Below are 17736 nucleotides of genomic sequence, written 5' to 3'. Positions count from 1 at the left end.
TACCGGCTCCTTTTAAGACTTCTTCGCTGTATCAGCCGGGGCTGTTTCTGGTGCAGTGTCAGTAACTTCCTGCACTTTTACCTCTACACCTGGTTTGATTTTCTGCAAGCCGGAAATAATCAGGCGATCACCCGCTTTCAGCCCTTCAGTGACCAGCCATTTATTACCGATCGCTTGGTTCGCTACCAGGGTACGCATTTCAACTTTATCACCAGCGCCAACGACCATGGCTGTCGCTTCACCACGCGGGTTGCGAGTCACGCCCTGTTGCGGAACTAACAGCGCATCAGGACGGATACCTTCATCCAAACGGGCACGGACAAACATACCTGGCAGTAACGTTTCATTCGGATTAGGGAAGATCGCACGGAGAGTAATCGAACCGGTAGTTTCATCAACAGTGACACCGGAGAACTCCAAAGTACCGGTTTCTGTATATTCAACCCCGTTTTCCAGCAACAAACGGACTTTAGCTTTGCCGTTCTCTTGCTTAAGCGTGCCATCAGTCAGCTCTTTTTTAAGCCGTAGGAACTCATCACTTGATTGAGTGACATCGACATACATTGGATCAAGCTGCTGAACGGTGGTCATTGCTGACGCCTGACCACTGGTAACCAATGCACCTTCCGTCACGGCAGATTTACCGGTACGGCCGCTGATTGGTGATCTCACTTGGGTATACGCCAGATTAATGCGTGCAGATTCCAGTGCCGCTTTAGCTGCTAACACGGTGGCATCTGCTTGTTGGGCATCTGATAGGGCCTGATCATATTCTTGTTTACTGATGTAGTTAGTACCCAACAATGGCTTGTAGCGATTGACGGTTAAATGCGCAATTTGTGCTGAAGCCTGTGCTTTAGCCAGATCACCTTTTGCACTGTCATAAGCGGCCTGATAAGTCGCAGGGTCAATTTGATAAAGGGATGTTCCGGCGGTGACATCACTGCCTTCAACATAATTACGTTTGAGAATAATCCCGCTCACCTGCGGGCGAACTTCTGCAACACGGAATGCGGACGTGCGGCCTGGCAGATCGGTTGTGATATTCAGCGGCTCCGTTTTCAATGTCACAACACCAACCTCAGGTGCCTGTTGAGCACCGGTTTGCGCCGCATCTTTGTCATTACATCCTATAAGTACTAAGCTGCCTGAAAGTACCAGAATTGCAGCCAGAGGCATTACCCCTCTGTTTTTGCTCATAGATAAACCTCAAGTGTCCGATTTTTAATTTAATTCAATGGATCACAAGCTTTAAAACCCATTGCTGCGTAAATGATATGTGCGTGCTATGGTACATACATTCGTGAATGTATGTAAATCGCACCCCCCGAAAAAACAACGCTATGGCACGAAAAACCAAACAGCAAGCCGAAGAGACTCGGCAACAAATTCTAGATGCCGCAGTGCGGGAGTTTTCTGCGCATGGCGTTTCCGGGACTTCTCTTACCGATATTGCTATCGCTGCGGGTGTAACCCGAGGCGCTATTTACTGGCACTTCAAGAATAAGGTAGACCTGTTTAACGAAGTTTGGGAGTTATCCGAGTCTAAAATTGATCAGCTCGAGATAGAGTATCAGGCAAAATATCCTGATAATCCACTACGTATACTCCGCGAACTCCTAATCTATATTTTAGTTTCTACTCGTGAGGACCACCGACGTCGTGCACTGATGGAAATTGTTTTCCACAAATGTGAATTCGTCGGTGAAATGACCTCCGTTCATGACGCACGTAAAGTCCTTGATTTAGCTAGCTATGAGCGAATTGAACTGGTTTTACAAGGTTGCATCGATGCTAATCAATTACCTGTTAATCTTGATACTCATCGGGCGGCAATTATTATGAGGGCCTATATTACAGGTTTGATGGAGAATTGGCTTTTTATGCCAGAAAGTTTTGATATAAAACAAGAGGCACCTGTATTAATTGATGCCTATCTGGAGATGCTAGGCCATAGTCTTTCATTGCGAAATGAGACTAATAGCAGAATATCGGATTAACTGGAGGTTTATATGCGTTCGCTGGTCATTATTGCTAATGGTGCCGCTTATGGCCATGAGTCATTATTTAATGCCTTACGCCTATCGATTGCGTTGAAAGAGCAACAAACTGATTTGGATTTACGCCTGTTCCTAATGTCTGATGCGGTAATTGCCGGTCTCAACGGTCAGCAACCTCGTGAAGGGTATAATTTGCAACAGATGCTGGAAATTCTCACCGCACAAAATGTCCCCGTAAAACTCTGCAAAACTTGCGCAGATGCGCGTGGTATTACTGGTCTGGCACTCGTTGATGGTGTGGAGATTGGGACGCTAGTGGAGTTGGCTCAATGGACTCTGGCTGCGGAAAAAGTCCTGACGTTCTGACATAATATGCAGGGTATTTTTTCTGCTACAATCATTTGATATTTTCAGTTATTACATCCTATGCAACGCAGGCTGCGTAGCTGCTCGCATTATTACAGGTATCCATGCCCTGAAAGGTTTTTTCTTATCATAGCTTGAGACTTAACGTGATAGGATTTCAGCCTCTCTATTGAAATGAAGTTCAAATATGAGTAGCAGATTTAACACACGGCCTTCTTCGCCCTCTTTATCGTTATTCGTGTCATCAAGAGCACGAATTGCGCTATTAGATCTATTTCTATTATGTCGCCAGACGATGTTTACTCTGGTTATTATTTTTTTATTGTTATTTTCTTCGGCCTTTGCGTTTGGAATATCGGCCTTTGCATCTGGAATAAATGTTGATGTGCCTACTCGCAGTGAGGTACAGAGCCAGCTCGATTTGTTATCAAAACAAAAAATATTGTCGCCAGCGGAAAAGTTAGCACAGCAGGATTTGACTCAAACGTTAGAGTACCTTGATACCATTGAACGCACTAAACAAGAGGCTAATCAGCTTAAGCAACAATTGGCACAAGCTCCTGCAAAGTTACGCCAGGCAACCGAAGGGTTGGAGGCGCTAAAGAACAGTTCAGCCGATACCATGACCCGAGAGTCATTGGCTAATTATTCTTTGCGGCAACTGGAATCACGTCTTAATGAAACGCTGGATGATTTACAATCAGCTCAGGAAGATCTCTCCGCTTATAACAGTCAGCTAATCGCCCTGCAAACACAGCCAGAACGTGTGCAAAGCGCGATGTATAGCGCTTCTATGCGTTTAATGCAGATCCGTAACCAACTCAATGGGCTGACGCCGAATCAAGAGGTCCTACGCCCGACGCAACAGCAAGAACTCCTAACTGAACAGGTGATGTTGAACGGCCAGTTGGATCTACAGCGTAAAAATCTGGAGGCAAATACCACCTTACAAGATTTGCTGCAAAAACAACGGGATTACACGACCGCACACATTAATCAACTGGAGCGTTATGTTCAGTTGCTACAAGAGGTTGTCAGCGGTAAAAGGCTGATTCTCTCCGAGAAAACAGTTAAAGAAGCGCAAGCACAGACTGATGGCAGTGATATCCAGAACGATCCGCTCGTCAGCCGAGAATTGGCCATTAACAAAGAGTTAAGCGAACGGCTGATTAATGCCACGAAAGAGGGCAATACGCTGGTTCAGCAGAATATTCGGGTAAAAAATTGGTTAGATCGCGCTCTACAATCTGAGCGTAATTTAAAAGAACAAATCACCGTATTGCGTGGCAGCTTATTACTTTCACGAATTCTCTATCAGCAGCAGCTCAACTTACCGGCTTCTGGCCTTATCACCAATATGGGGCCACGTATTGCTGACTTGCGGCTGGAGCAATTTGAAATTAACCAGCAGCGCGATAAGTTATTCCAAGGGGATGACTATATCCAAACCCTGCTGGGGAACAGCAAAGAGAAGGTTGACCCTAATGTAGAAGATGCGCTGGGGCAGATTGTTGATATACGCCGTGAACTACTGGATCAATTAAATAAGCAACTGGGTAACCAACTGACACTGGCAATCAACTTACAGATTAACCAGCAGCAGTTGCTCAGTGTCAATGAGTCGCTGCAACATACATTAACGCAGCAAATATTTTGGGTTAGTAGTAATAAGCCAATGGATTGGTCTTGGCTGAAAGCTCTGCCAGGGGCGATCAAAGCAGAACTAAGTAACGTCCAGGTTACTCTGTCATTGGAGGATGCGCTGGCAGGCCTGCTCAAATCACTGGTTTTTCTAATACCAATGCTGATTGTGGCTGTAGTGATCCGCTCCCGCTACCACATTATTAATACCTATTTGGATCAACTGGCTGCTGATGTCGGACAATTGAAACGCGATAGCCAAATGCATACGCCAAAGGCTATTTTGTTGACTGTGCTGGAGATCTTACCGAACGTCTTACTTATCCTGGGGATCGGCTACTGGTGTTTGCTCGCTGATTTCAACCTCAGCGGTTTACTCTGGAGCTTCTTCCAGCGTCTGGCATTATTCTGGCTGGTCTTTGAGCTGACATATCGCATGCTATCTCCAGGGGGGATTACCGAGCGGCACTTTATGATATCAACTGACCGTTGCGCGCATTATCGCCGCCAGATGGTCCGCTTAGGTGCCGCGTTGTTACCGGTTATTTTCTGGTCTGTTCTGGGTGAAAGAAGCCCTCTACGGCTTGTGGATGATGTTATCGGGCAGATAGTGATTGTTATTGCCTTGGCATTATTAGCACTGTTTATTTTCCCATTCTGTCGTGATAGCTGGCGTGAAAAAGATTCCCATGCGGTACGCTTAGTGATTATTACTGCAGTCACTGCGACACCTATAGTCTTGATGGGGTTAATGGTTGCGGGGTATTTCTATACAACACTGCAATTAGCTGGCCGTTGGATTGACAGCCTGTATTTACTCTTCTTGTGGAACATTGTTTATCTGACGGCGATCCGTGGATTAGGTGTTGCTGCACGGCGCTTGGCATACCGTCGAGCTATTGCGCGGCGGCAAAGTATGGGGAAAGAAGGGGCCGAAGGCAGTGAACCGATAGAAGAACCTCCATTGGCTCTGGATCAAATTAACCAACAATCATTGCGCTTGACCACAATGGCGCTATTCCTGATTTTTGCCACCTGTTTTTACTGGATCTGGGCTGATCTGATAACCGTTATCTCTTATCTGGACAGTATCTCATTGTGGCATTACACCGCCACTGTAGCTGGTGCGAGCGTAACGCAAGCCGTGACCTTGGGTAATATGCTAGTTGCCTTGATGGCACTGGTGGTTGCCTATGTTCTGACCCGAAATTTACCGGGCTTACTTGAGGTGGTGGTGCTATCGCGCTTACAACTGCGCCAAGGCACTTCTTACGCTATTACGACGATCTTAACTTACCTGATCACGGCTGTGGGGGGGATAACTGCCTTAAGCTCGCTCGGGGTTTCATGGGATAAATTGCAATGGCTGGTGGCAGCGCTCTCCGTGGGGTTGGGCTTTGGTCTACAGGAAATATTTGCCAACTTTGTCTCGGGCTTGATTATTCTCTTTGAGCGGCCTGTACGGATTGGCGATACCATTACGATTGGTACCTACTCGGGGACTGTCAGTAGAATTCGTATCCGTGCCACCACCATTACCGATTTTGATCGTAAAGAGGTCATTGTGCCGAATAAAGCATTTGTGACTGAGCGCCTGATTAACTGGTCACTGTCAGACACAATCACCCGCATCATTATTAAAGTGGGGGTTGCGTATGGTTCGGATTTGGAAAAGGTAAAAGAAGTTCTGCTACATGCGGCTCATGCCAATTCTCGGGTAATGACAGATCCAGAGCCTCAGGTCTTCTTCCTTAATTTTGGTGCCAGCACACTTGATCACGAGCTACGTTTGTATGTCCGTGAACTACGTGACCGCAGTTATACGGTAGATGAGCTTAATCGGGCTATTGATAAATTATGTCGTGAAAATGACATTAATATCGCGTTTAACCAGTTAGACGTGTATTTGCATAAACCGGATGGCACAGAAGTTCAGGAAATCAGCCGCCCGATTGAAGCTACAAGCTTGCCTGATACGCAATCAACGCAGGGAAAGCTGAAACCTGATTTACCCTGACTTGCCTGGATTTTCCAGATATCAAGGCTCCAACAATTAGCCATAGTGGCTGACGTGGGAGAACCAATGTTGTTAAATAACCAATGTTGTTAAATAACCAATGTTGCTAAATAACCAATGTTGTTAAATAACTAATGTTGCGAAAGGGCCGGTGTCGTGAGAGTGCTAATGTCGTGAGATAACCCATGTTATCGCGCCAGCAGTGTTAACGCGGGAATAGCAGAGGCGATGTTGTGCCGAGTCGCCTCAGTACACATCAGAAGTAGTATGTTCAGTCTGATTCTTTATGGCGAAGCTTACGTTGGTAATCAAGTTGCACGATAGCCAATGCTGCGAGAGCCGTTTCCGGTGCTATTTCGTTACATTCCAGCAGATAGATAAGATCTACTGCCAGTTGTAGTTCAGGTGGTGCTTGTTCAACTGACATAATGTGACCAATATTTAAAGTTTCAATTAACGAAAGAAGCGGAGCAGAGCAGTAATTCACCAGTGCCAGCTTCGCTAAGTTTCCATTTAGAAAACATTTTAGTTCAGAAAATATTATAGATAATAAATCATGACCAGAGCTTCAGCGATTCAAAAAATGTGACAAATATTCAAAAACCGTTCTCTTTTCTCTCAATACTACGCTCTATTCTTATCAGTGCCTGGCGGCAACGCATTAAACGGCCTTCCAGAGCGGCTAACTCTTTTTGTATTTTCTGCTGTTCAACTAACAAACTCTGCTGACCCAACTGGCTTTCTCGGTCTTGGATCATCGCCATGATCCGCCGTTCATAATCTTGATGCTCAGCCAGTTTATGATAAGGGTCTGATTGATGATCACGTGGTTCAGGATTAGATTTTCTTATTTTCTGTGTTGCTAGTTCTCTTTGTAAGGCTGAAATTTGTGCAACTAACTTATCTGCCAGAAATGCTACTTGTTGTAAGCGATTCTCTTTAACAACTTGTTTTAGCTGTGCCATATTTTTGCGCACTTCTTGCAAGTAATCGCGAAAGCGATTGCCGTGGTTACTGAATAAATTCAGATCAAAACGTGCTTGTTGAGAAGGCGTATTGGCTTGTGGGGCTATTTGAGCTGACAATGCTTCAATCTGGCTCTCTAGCACCTGTAATAATTTTTCTGTACTCATAGCGCTCTCCTAGGCATTTTGCCGTTAGCTTGCCTTTGAATAGTGGTGGTTACAAGTGAGAATGAGCGAGTCAATGGGCGGGGTAGATATGTATCGTACTAATAGTGACAACAATATTTGTTGATGGTCGGCACCACATGCGTTAATGATAACGCCTTCTTGACGAAAGTAACTATAAAGGGTGCTTATGTCTCGCTGGTTATTAATAGTGCTGGGGTGGTTGGCAGTGGCATTGGGAACGCTCGGTGTTGTGCTTCCTCTTTTACCCACCACACCATTTTTACTTTTGGCCGCGTGGTGCTTTGCTCGTTCTTCTCCCCGCTTTCATCATTGGTTGCTTTACCGCTCATGGTTTGGCAGTTATTTACGCACATGGCAGCAACATCGTGCTTTACCCCCAGGAGTTAAATGGAAAGCAGTTTTGGTGACAGTAATGACTTTTGCTGTTTCACTTTGGCTGGTGAAAATCTGGTGGGTAAAGGGAATGCTACTTTTGATGTTAACCGTATTGTTAACTTTTATGTTGCGGATGCCAGTTATTGACCCATCGCAACAAAAACGGCAATGAACTTTGCACATAAGTTGCTTTTTGGTGCCGGTTTGCATAAATTTGAGTGTTTCGTGCGTGGGGGTAATCCCTTGTTGCATCCTTAAGGCTAAGGATGCGGCGATTAGGCTATCAGGGTTTCTATCGGAAATTTTCGGTGGCCTATGTCACTCAGATAACGCCATTTTCGCATTATCTGGCCGCGCTTTAGTATGTCCAGCAGTTTTATCAGGCACAAATTATGACCGCTTCTGCATCTAAGACAGCACAACAGCTTAAACATATAAAAGACAGTATCAAAACTATCCCCGATTACCCAAAAGCGGGAATATTGTTCCGTGATGTGACCAGCTTGCTGGAGAATCCAGAGGCCTATTCCGCCAGTATCGAGCTGCTGTCTGAACACTATTGTGAGTCCGGTGTGACAAAAGTCGTGGGTACTGAAGCTCGCGGTTTTTTGTTTGGTGCCCCGGTGGCACTGGCGCTGGGAGTAGGGTTTGTTCCAGTGCGTAAACCGGGGAAATTGCCACGTGAAACGATCAGCGAAAGCTATGAATTAGAATACGGCACTGACACATTAGAGATCCATATGGATAGCATCCAACCGGGTGATAAAGTCTTGGTTGTTGATGACTTATTGGCGACTGGCGGTACCATTGAAGCCACTGTTAAGCTTATTCGCCGCTTGGGGGGGGAAGTGGTTCACGCGGCATTTATTATTAATTTACCTGAACTGGGCGGCGAAGCTCGCCTGACTCAGCAAGGGATTCATTGCTACAGCCTCGTCTCTTTCGACGGGCATTAATTGCATTGAAAATAACAGTCTCGCTATCTATATGGAATCAGTCCAATAGCGGGGCTGTTTAGTCTAGAACGCCGATCACCCAACCTCATCTTCTGGCCTGATACTCTTTAACATGTCGGGGAGTATTCCGAGATAGTTAAGGTATTCCAGTCAGACAAAATCTGGATCTATATCGTCATATCCCTGCGTCTCTGCCATTTTTTCGACTATCATTTTTTCGACTACATCTAAATGGAAGCCTAGGCATACCCCATGAACACGGATATTTTCTGCCTCACTTTGCGTTAAGAGTACTTTTTTTGATCTTGTGCGGTGATGAGTGATGCGATGAGTGGGCTACAAATACCAATGCTAAAATTTCTTCCATGTGTTTATTCACTTTTTTGGATATCTATTAATTTTGAAACCAAACCTTACGATGAACGGTAGGTCAGTTAGTGTTCACAAGGTAAATTTATGGGAATGAAAATGGGCGTACTGATACACTACGACGAGCGAGTCCTATGCTGTATAGGGTGGGTTCATGCTGTGTAGGTTCATGCGGCGTAGGTTTGCAAATAAACCAAATTAGATATACTTGGTTAAATCATGGTTTTTTCATTAGTGATTAAATTATCCATCATAAATCAACGATGAAGTATTAATGAGCTATCAGGTCCTTGCCCGTAAGTGGCGCCCTCAAACGTTCGCCGACGTCGTTGGTCAGGAACATGTCCTGACAGCGCTGGCTAATGGCCTTTCATTAGGGCGAATTCATCACGCCTATTTATTCTCTGGTACTCGCGGTGTGGGTAAAACCTCGATAGCCAGATTGCTGGCTAAAGGCCTCAACTGCGAAACCGGTATTACTGCGACCCCTTGCGGTACCTGCGCCAATTGCCAGGAGATTGAGCAGGGGCGTTTTGTTGATCTGATCGAGATAGACGCCGCCTCCCGGACTAAGGTAGAGGACACCCGTGAGCTGTTGGATAATGTCCAATATGCCCCTGCCCGTGGCCGCTTCAAGGTCTATTTGATCGATGAAGTGCATATGCTATCGCGGCACAGTTTCAACGCGTTGTTGAAGACACTTGAGGAGCCGCCAGCACATGTGAAATTTCTGTTGGCGACCACTGATCCACAAAAATTACCCGTTACGATCCTTTCCCGATGTTTGCAATTCCACCTAAAAGCATTGGATGTTGAGCAGATCCGCGCACAACTTGAAAAAGTGTTACTGGCCGAAAAAATTACAAGTGATGCCCGAGCCTTGCAATTACTGGCCCGAGCGGCTGATGGCAGTATGCGAGATGCGCTAAGCTTAACCGATCAGGCTGTATCAATGGGGCAAGGGCAGGTCACGACAGCAACGGTTAGCCAAATGCTGGGAACGCTGGATGACGAACAGCCCCTCGCCATTATTGAGGCGTTAGTCAGTGCTGATGGTGCCCGGGTTATGGCTCAGATAGAACAGGCCGCATCGCGGGGTGTCGACTGGGAAAACCTGTTGGTGGAAAGCTTAAGCCTGCTGCACAAAGTTGCGATGGTACAGCTGTTACCTTCGATGCTGGATAACCACTATGCAGCCATTGAACCCCGTTTACGGGAGCTGGCCCGCACATTACCGCCTGCTGATATTCAGCTGTATTATCAAACCTTGCTGGTAGGCCGTAAAGAGCTGGCTTATGCGCCAGATCGCCGTATGGGGGTTGAAATGACCTTATTGCGAGCGCTGGCTTTTCATCCTAAAGCCATCATTGTGGAGCCCCAAATAGCGCATGTTGCCGCGCCATCTGCAATGGCCGATAACGCTGTGCCCATCTCTCAGGGGGGGCAACATATGCAGCAACCCGTACCAGTACCGTCGAGTTCTCATCAAGAGGCTCCGCCGTTAGGCGCTGTAGCGACAAGCGCCCTGCTTCCGGAATCTACGGCGCGATTGCTTCAGGCGCGTACGCAGTTACTGCGACAGTCGGGGACGACCACAACAAAAAAGAATGAGCCGGCAGCGCCAGGAAAAGCGCGGCCGGCAAACTCAGCACTGGAGCGTTTAGCTTCGGTGACTGAGCGTAGCCAGCAGCGCCTGGCAGCCAAAACAATGGAAGAGAAGAAACCTGCGAAAAAAGAAGCTTATCGCTGGACCGCGAAAAATCAACCTGAGGTAGCGGCTGAACCCATCGCCACGCCTAAAGCGCTGCGCTCTGCGCTCGAACATGAAAAAACACCAGAGCTTTCCGCTAAATTGGCTGAGGAGGCGATAGCCCGTGATCCTTGGGCTGCAGAGGTCAATAAGTTACAGATCCCTAAATTAGTCCAGCAGCTTGCACTGAATGCATTTAAACAAGAAATAGAACCGGGTAATATTTGCCTGCATTTGCGTTCTGCTCAGCGTCATCTGAATTCAGCGTCAGCACAAAAAACGCTGAGTGATGCATTGAGTGAATTACACGGTAACGCGGTGACACTTAGCGTTATTGAAGATGACAATCCGGCGGAACGTACCCCGTTGGAATGGCGGCAGGCCATCTATGAAGAAAAGCTGGCACAAGCACGCCAGTCAATTATTGCGGATAATAATATTCAGACACTGCGTCGATTCTTCGATGCCGATCTGGATGAAGACAGTATCCGACCGATTTAACCGCTGCGATAAGTGCATGGTGCACTGACGCAGCCCTTTGCGATGAGAGATAACTATGTTTGGTAAAGGCGGTATTGGCAATTTAATGAAACAAGCCCAGCAGATGCAGGAAAAAATGCAGCAGATGCAGGAAGAAGTCGCCAAATTAGAAGTTACCGGTGAATCTGGCGCGGGCTTGGTAAAAGTGACAATTAATGGGGCGCATAACTGCCGCCGGGTTGAGATCGACCCTAGCCTGTTAGTTGAAGATGATAAAGAGATGCTGGAAGACTTGATTGCTGCCGCATTAAATGACGCTGCTCGTCGTATTGATGAAACGCAAAAAGAGAAAATGGCCTCTGTATCCAATGGGATGCAATTGCCACCAGGCTTTAAGATGCCGTTCTGATGCAAACCAGTCCACTCCTTGAGTCATTAATGGAGGCGTTGCGTTGTTTACCGGGTGTTGGCCCGAAATCGGCGCAACGTATGGCATTTCAGCTATTACAGCGCGATCGTAGTGGTGGAATGCGCCTGGCGCAGGCTCTGACACGGGCAATGTCTGAAATAGGCCATTGTGCAGATTGTCGTACATTTACCGAGCAAGAGCACTGCACCATCTGCTTGAATACCCGCCGCAAACAAAATGGTCAAATCTGTGTGGTCGAAAGCCCGGCAGATATCCATGCCATTGAGCAAACTGGCCAGTTTGGTGGGCGTTATTTCGTGCTCATGGGGCATTTATCACCGATGGATGGTATTGGCCCAGGTGATATAGGGTTAGATCTGCTGGAGAAGCGGCTTTCTACTGAGACTATCAGTGAGGTCATTTTAGCAACGAATCCAACCGTTGAAGGGGATGCCACGGCTAACTATATCGGCCAGATGTGTGGCCAATATGGCATACTGGCCAGCCGCATCGCTCATGGTGTTCCTGTTGGTGGTGAGTTAGAAATGGTCGATGGCACCACGTTATCTCACTCGTTAGCAGGGCGTAATCCCATCAAGTATTGATCGTATTCCTAACCGTGGGCGATGACCTTATTATTGACTATCTTACGGATAATTTTATTCAGGATAATAAGCCAATCGCCCCCGATTCTCTGTTTTTTTCTGCTTTACCGCTTGAAAGTGCCGCTATTGGCCCCATTTGATCTTCATTGTTCGACTTTATCTGCCTGTTGGTAATTTGGATTGAGGTAATTAATGAATATGAAAGGTCAAGAAACCCGTGGATTCCAGTCTGAAGTAAAACAGCTCCTCCATTTGATGATCCACTCGCTTTATTCCAATAAAGAAATTTTTCTGCGCGAGCTGATCTCCAATGCTTCTGATGCTGCAGATAAACTCCGTTTCCGTGCCCTGTCTAACCCCGAACTCTTTGAAGGGGATGGCGAACTGAGAGTGCGTTTATCTTCTGATAAAGAAAAACGTACTTTAACCCTGAGTGATAACGGCATCGGTATGAGCCGTGACGAAGTTATTGATAATCTTGGTACTATCGCCAAGTCAGGGACTAAAGCATTTCTTGAATCAATCGGTTCTGATCAGGCCAAAGACAGCCAATTAATTGGTCAATTTGGTGTGGGTTTCTACTCAGCATTTATTGTTGCCGATAAAGTTACCGTACGCACCCGGGCAGCCGGTGCCCCCGCCGATACCGGTGTATTCTGGGAATCGGCTGGTGAAGGTGATTACACCATCGCCGATATAACTAAAGACGAGCGTGGTACTGAAATTACGCTACATTTGCGTGAAGGCGAAGACGAGTATCTGGATGACTGGCGTCTGCGTTCTGTTATCAGCAAATACTCAGACCATATTGCCCTGCCGGTTGAAATTCAGGTTAAAAATGAAGAAGACGGTACTGTCACCTGGGAAAAAATCAACAAAGCTCAGGCACTGTGGACCCGTGGTAAAGCAGAAATCTCTGACGACGAATACAAAGCATTTTACAAACATATTGCCCATGATTTTACTGACCCACTCAGTTGGAGCCACAACCGCGTTGAAGGGAAGCAGGAATACACCAGCTTGCTGTATATCCCCGCGCAGGCACCATGGGATATGTGGAACCGTGATCACAAACATGGTTTAAAACTTTATGTGCAGCGTGTGTTTATCATGGATGAAGCTGAGCAGTTTATGCCGAACTATCTGCGGTTTGTCCGTGGTTTGATAGATTCGAACGATCTGCCGCTGAACGTCTCCCGTGAGATTTTACAAGACAGTCGTATTACACAGAATCTGCGCAGTGCATTGACTAAGCGTGTGCTGCAAATGCTGGAAAAACTGGCTAAAGATGATGCTGAGAAATATCAGCAATTCTGGCAACAATTCGGCATGGCATTAAAAGAAGGCCCAGCGGAAGATGGTAGCAATAAAGAGACTATCGCTAAGCTATTGCGCTTTGCTTCAACGCATACCGACAGTTCCGCACAGACCGTGTCACTGGAAGACTATGTCAGCCGTATGGCAGAAGGGCAGGAGAAAATTTATTACATCACTGCTGACAGCTATGCTGCTGCGAAGAGTAGCCCGCATCTGGAACTGTTCCGTAAAAAAGGTATCGAGGTCCTATTGTTATCCGATCGTATCGACGAATGGATGATGAGCTACCTGACTGAGTTCGAAGGCAAAGCGTTCCAATCGGTCAGTAAAGCAGATGACTCACTGAATAAATTGGCTGATGAAGAAAATCCAGAGCAGCAAGAAGCAGAGAAAGCACTGGAACCCTTCGTTGAACGCGTGAAAACGCTATTGGGTGAGCGTGTTAAAGACGTACGTCTAACGCATCGCCTGACGGATACACCTGCGATTGTAACGACTGATGCGGATGAAATGAGTACGCAGATGGCTAAGCTATTCGCCGCCGCGGGTCAACAGGCTCCGGAAGTGAAGTACATCTTTGAGCTGAACCCGGATCATGGCTTGGTTAAGCGTGCTGCGGAAGTAACAGATGATACTCAATTTGCACAATGGGTTGAGCTATTACTGGATCAGGCGCTGCTCGCTGAGAGGGGAACATTGGAAGATCCTAACCAGTTTATTCGCCGAATGAATCAGTTACTCACTGCTTAATCGATAAAAAAACACCCTTGATTAACGTATTCTCAAGGGTGTTTTTTATTGTACCCGTCTGATTTATATCTGTATTTTATTATTTTATTTCCTCAAATATCTTGCCGCCCAACCTCACGCGCCTTGAGCCAACCCCCCTGAAAATGGTATGGTTGCTTGTTTTCCACAATTTCTATTTATTTAAGTAAAAACACATAGAAAAACTACAAGCAAGGGGATTTACGCAATGCGTATCATTCTGCTGGGCGCTCCGGGCGCAGGTAAGGGTACTCAGGCTCAATTCATCATGGAGAAATACGGTATTCCGCAAATCTCTACTGGTGACATGTTGCGCGCCGCTGTAAAAGCAGGTTCTGAGTTAGGTCTGAAAGCAAAAGAAATTATGGATGCGGGCAAGTTAGTGACTGATGAGTTAGTTATCGCATTAGTCAAAGAGCGCATCACACAGGAAGATTGCCGCGATGGTTTTCTGTTAGACGGGTTCCCGCGTACCATTCCTCAGGCAGATGCCATGAAAGAAGCCGGTATCAAAGTTGATTATGTACTGGAGTTTGATGTTCCAGACGAGCTGATTGTTGAGCGTATTGTCGGCCGTCGGGTACATGCTGCTTCAGGCCGTGTTTACCACATTAAATTCAACCCACCTAAAATTGAAGATAAAGATGATGTTACCGGCGAAGAGTTGACTATTCGCAAAGATGATCAGGAAGCGACTGTACGTAAGCGTCTTATCGAGTATCATCAACAAACAGCGCCATTGGTTTCTTACTATCATAAAGAAGCGGATGCAGGTAATACACAATATTTTAAACTGGACGGAACCCGTAATGTAGTAGAAGTCAGTGCTGAACTGGCGGCTATTCTCGGTTAATTCTGGATGGTACTATAGCTAAGGCGGCCTAAGGTCGCCTTAGCTATTTCAAGTAAGAAGGGCGTAGTACTTACAAAAGGAGATTCGGCATGATGCAAAGCAAACCCGGCGTATTAATGGTTAATTTGGGGACACCAAATGCCCCAACGTCGAAAGCTATCAAGCGTTATTTAGCTGAGTTTCTGAGTGACCGCCGGGTAGTTGATACTTCCCCATTGCTATGGTGGCCATTGCTGCACGGTGTTATTTTACCGTTTCGGTCACCACGTGTAGCAAAACTTTATCAATCCGTTTGGATGGAAGAGGGTTCTCCTCTATTGGTTTATAGCCGCCGTCAGCAGAAAGCACTGGCAGCAAGAATGCCCGATATTCCCGTAGAATTAGGCATGAGCTATGGTTCACCAAATTTGCCAGATGCTATTGAAAAATTATTAGCTCAGGGTGTCACCAACCTAGTTATATTACCGCTTTACCCGCAATATTCCTGTTCAACCAGCGCCGCGGTCTGGGATGCTGTTGCCCGGGTTCTGAAAGGCTACCGCCGCTTACCCTCAGTTTCTTTTATCCGTGATTATGCTGAGCATCCAGCTTATATTTCAGCATTAAAACAGAGTGTTGAACGCTCTTTCGCGGAACATGGTCAGCCAGACCGGTTAGTGATGTCTTTTCATGGTATTCCTAAGCGCTATGCTCAATTGGGTGATGATTATCCTATCCGCTGTGAAGATACCAGCCGGGCACTGAGGGCTGCATTACCTCTGCCTGCCGAGAAAATCATAATGACTTATCAATCCCGCTTTGGCCGTGAACCCTGGCTGACACCTTATACTGATGAAACCCTAAAAAGTTTACCTTCTCAAGGCGTTAAGCATATTCAGCTTATTTGCCCAGGCTTCTCTGCCGATTGTCTGGAAACTCTGGAAGAAATAAAAGAGCAAAATCGAGAGTTTTTCTTGCATGCGGGCGGAGAGAAGTTTGAATACATCCCAGCATTGAATGACGACGAGGGGCATATTACCCTGTTAGAACAGTTAATTCGACATAATATATAATGACTGCTAAACATTATGTCTTTTGATAGTTTATCACATTCAAAAATTTCACATTTTTAATCCAATGAAGAATCAGTAAAAAATATAAATAGTGGGTAAAATGTTGTGGTGGTTAGAATTTGTTCATTTTGATCTAATCTCTTTATCAAATAGAACATGATGTACATCACATCTCTCTTGTAATATAGGGATATAAGTACGATTATTAGCACGAAATTTTGGGTTTTTATGTCATAGGGTGCTTAACTTAACTTACATCTGTAATTTCGGAATGCTCCGACACCTGTTTTAGGTAAAAGCGCGTACCTTCAAGGCCCTGTTATGGTTGTAGGCCTAAAGCTTCATATCACCAGTGCATTGGTAGCTGCAAGCCAAGGGCGGTAGCGTGGGGGGGATAGAACCCCAATAGTTGCCTTTTACTCTGGAACCGGCAGGAAGAAGGCCTTCTACAATTTTTTACTTTAGTGATTTTTAACCGTACTTCTTTATCAAAAATTATTTGCTTTTTTGTTTCTATTTTAGTCACTGAATTTTTTTGACTTAAGTTTGTATTGAGTACGTCTAATAAACCTTACATAATATATTTGGACTTATTTTATGTCATTAAATGTTAAGCTGCATCCATCAGGTATTATTTTTACTTCCGATGGAACATCTACAATATTAGATGCGGCTCTGGATAGTAATATAAATATTGAATACAGCTGCAAAGATGGAACCTGTGGTTCTTGTAAGGCAATATTGATTTCTGGTGAAGTAGACAGTGCGGAAAATACCTTTTTAACTGAGGAAGATGTTGCTAAAGGTGCAATTCTAACTTGTTGCTCTAAGGCGAAATCTGATATTGAATTAGATGTTAATTACTATCCAGAGTTAAGTCATATACAAAAAAAAACTTATCCATGTAAATTAGATAGCATTGAATTTATTGGTGAAGATATTGCCATTCTCTCCTTACGTTTGCCACCAACGGCCAAAATACAGTATCTGGCGGGCCAATACATTGATTTAATTATTAATGGACAGCGCCGTAGTTACTCTATTGCTAATGCTCCAGGTGGTAATGGCAATATCGAATTACACGTACGTAAAGTTGTTAATGGTGTATTCAGCAACATCATTTTTAATGAGTTAAAATTACAGCAGCTTTTGCGAATTGAAGGCCCGCAAGGGACCTTTTTCGTTCGTGAAGATAATCTCCCTATTGTTTTTCTTGCTGGTGGAACAGGTTTTGCACCAGTGAAATCAATGGTTGAGGCGTTGATCAATAAGAATGACCAACGGCAGGTTCATATCTATTGGGGAATGCCAGCAGGGCATAATTTCTATTCTGACATTGCCAATGAGTGGGCTATACAACACCCTAATATTCATTATGTGCCTGTTGTATCAGGCGATGATAGTACTTGGACCGGAGCCACTGGTTTTGTACATCAAGCGGTGCTTGAAGATATACCCGATCTCAGCTTATTTAATGTTTATGCCTGTGGTTCATTAGCTATGATTACTGCTGCTCGTAATGATTTCATTAATCATGGATTAGCTGAAAATAAATTTTTCTCTGATGCCTTTGTGCCATCAAAATAACTTTGAGAGATCAAAGTAATACGTAATGGAGATTCAA

15 protein-coding genes and 1 other annotated feature are annotated in these 17736 nt (G+C 45.4%); of the genes, 12 read left to right on the top strand and 3 right to left on the bottom strand.

Annotation, left to right across the window (positions count from 1 at the left end; translation table 11 throughout):
- Positions 1-12 precede the first annotated feature (12 nt).
- On the bottom strand, positions 13-1200 hold the full coding sequence (locus AC971_RS06465; protein ID WP_025382857.1) for an efflux RND transporter periplasmic adaptor subunit: 1188 nt from the start codon (positions 1198-1200) through the stop codon (positions 13-15).
- Positions 1201-1343: 143 nt separating this feature from the next.
- On the opposite strand from AC971_RS06465, the gene acrR reads away from it, so the two are divergent.
- The 3 genes from acrR to mscK all read left to right on the top strand — a co-directional run bounded on the left by acrR (position 1344) and on the right by mscK (position 6024).
- Positions 1344-2000 carry a multidrug efflux transporter transcriptional repressor AcrR gene (gene acrR / locus AC971_RS06460; protein WP_025382858.1) on the top strand — a complete coding sequence of 219 codons (657 nt, stop codon included), beginning with the start codon at positions 1344-1346 and terminating at the stop codon, positions 1998-2000.
- 12 nt (positions 2001-2012) lie between these two features.
- Positions 2013-2366, top strand: a complete 354-nt coding sequence (locus AC971_RS06455; RefSeq protein WP_025382859.1) for a DsrE/DsrF/TusD sulfur relay family protein — start codon at positions 2013-2015, stop codon at positions 2364-2366.
- A 295-nt stretch (positions 2367-2661) separates the two neighbouring features.
- Positions 2662-6024, top strand: a complete 3363-nt coding sequence (gene mscK, locus AC971_RS06450; protein ID WP_025382860.1) for a mechanosensitive channel MscK — start codon at positions 2662-2664, stop codon at positions 6022-6024.
- A gap of 271 nt (positions 6025-6295) precedes the next feature.
- On the opposite strand, the gene rsmS is transcribed toward mscK, so the two are convergent.
- Positions 6296-6451 carry a pleiotropic regulatory protein RsmS gene (rsmS, locus tag AC971_RS06445; protein WP_002208611.1) on the bottom strand — a complete coding sequence of 52 codons (156 nt, stop codon included), beginning with the start codon at positions 6449-6451 and terminating at the stop codon, positions 6296-6298.
- Between the two features lie 169 nt (positions 6452-6620).
- Entirely contained in the window at positions 6621-7157 is a 537-nt protein-coding gene (priC, locus tag AC971_RS06440) for a primosomal replication protein PriC (RefSeq protein WP_025382861.1), read from the bottom strand.
- A gap of 187 nt (positions 7158-7344) precedes the next feature.
- Between priC and AC971_RS22790 the strand changes: the two genes are divergently transcribed.
- The 9 genes from AC971_RS22790 to AC971_RS06395 all read left to right on the top strand — a co-directional run bounded on the left by AC971_RS22790 (position 7345) and on the right by AC971_RS06395 (position 17699).
- A complete protein-coding gene (locus AC971_RS22790) occupies positions 7345-7725 on the top strand; it encodes a DUF454 family protein (protein ID WP_071825480.1) in 381 nt (126 codons plus the stop codon).
- 220 nt (positions 7726-7945) lie between these two features.
- A complete protein-coding gene (gene apt / locus AC971_RS06430; protein ID WP_025382863.1) occupies positions 7946-8509 on the top strand; it encodes an adenine phosphoribosyltransferase in 564 nt (187 codons plus the stop codon).
- Between the two features lie 643 nt (positions 8510-9152).
- Positions 9153-11129 (top strand): DNA polymerase III subunit gamma/tau, encoded by a 1977-nt coding sequence (gene dnaX / locus AC971_RS06425; RefSeq protein WP_025382864.1) that lies wholly within the window; start codon positions 9153-9155, stop codon positions 11127-11129.
- Positions 10459-10523: a sequence feature (DnaX frameshifting element), on the top strand. Its footprint overlaps the gene before it by 65 nt.
- A gap of 55 nt (positions 11130-11184) precedes the next feature.
- Positions 11185-11517, top strand: a complete 333-nt coding sequence (locus tag AC971_RS06420) for a YbaB/EbfC family nucleoid-associated protein (RefSeq protein ID WP_002208604.1) — start codon at positions 11185-11187, stop codon at positions 11515-11517.
- Positions 11517-12122, top strand: coding sequence for a recombination mediator RecR (recR, locus tag AC971_RS06415; protein ID WP_025382865.1), 606 nt, complete (start codon positions 11517-11519; stop codon positions 12120-12122). Before AC971_RS06420 ends, recR begins: the two co-directional genes overlap by 1 nt.
- A 198-nt stretch (positions 12123-12320) precedes the next feature.
- Positions 12321-14189: a molecular chaperone HtpG gene (gene htpG / locus AC971_RS06410; protein WP_174407867.1), complete on the top strand. Its 1869-nt coding sequence runs from the start codon at positions 12321-12323 to the stop codon at positions 14187-14189.
- Between the two features lie 226 nt (positions 14190-14415).
- Positions 14416-15060, top strand: coding sequence for an adenylate kinase (adk, locus tag AC971_RS06405; protein WP_025382867.1), 645 nt, complete (start codon positions 14416-14418; stop codon positions 15058-15060).
- Between the two features lie 89 nt (positions 15061-15149).
- Positions 15150-16112 carry a ferrochelatase gene (gene hemH, locus AC971_RS06400; RefSeq protein WP_025382868.1) on the top strand — a complete coding sequence of 321 codons (963 nt, stop codon included), beginning with the start codon at positions 15150-15152 and terminating at the stop codon, positions 16110-16112.
- A gap of 597 nt (positions 16113-16709) precedes the next feature.
- The gene (locus tag AC971_RS06395; protein WP_025382869.1) at positions 16710-17699 is read left to right on the top strand and encodes a CDP-6-deoxy-delta-3,4-glucoseen reductase; all 990 of its coding nucleotides are present in this window, start codon (positions 16710-16712) and stop codon (positions 17697-17699) included.
- Positions 17700-17736 lie beyond the last annotated feature (37 nt).

The organism is Yersinia similis, assembly GCF_001053095.1.
Classification (GTDB): Bacteria; Pseudomonadota; Gammaproteobacteria; order Enterobacterales; family Enterobacteriaceae; genus Yersinia; species Yersinia similis.
The sequence above is the reverse complement of the archived record's forward strand: the minus strand, read 5'-3'. Positions and strand labels throughout refer to the sequence as shown.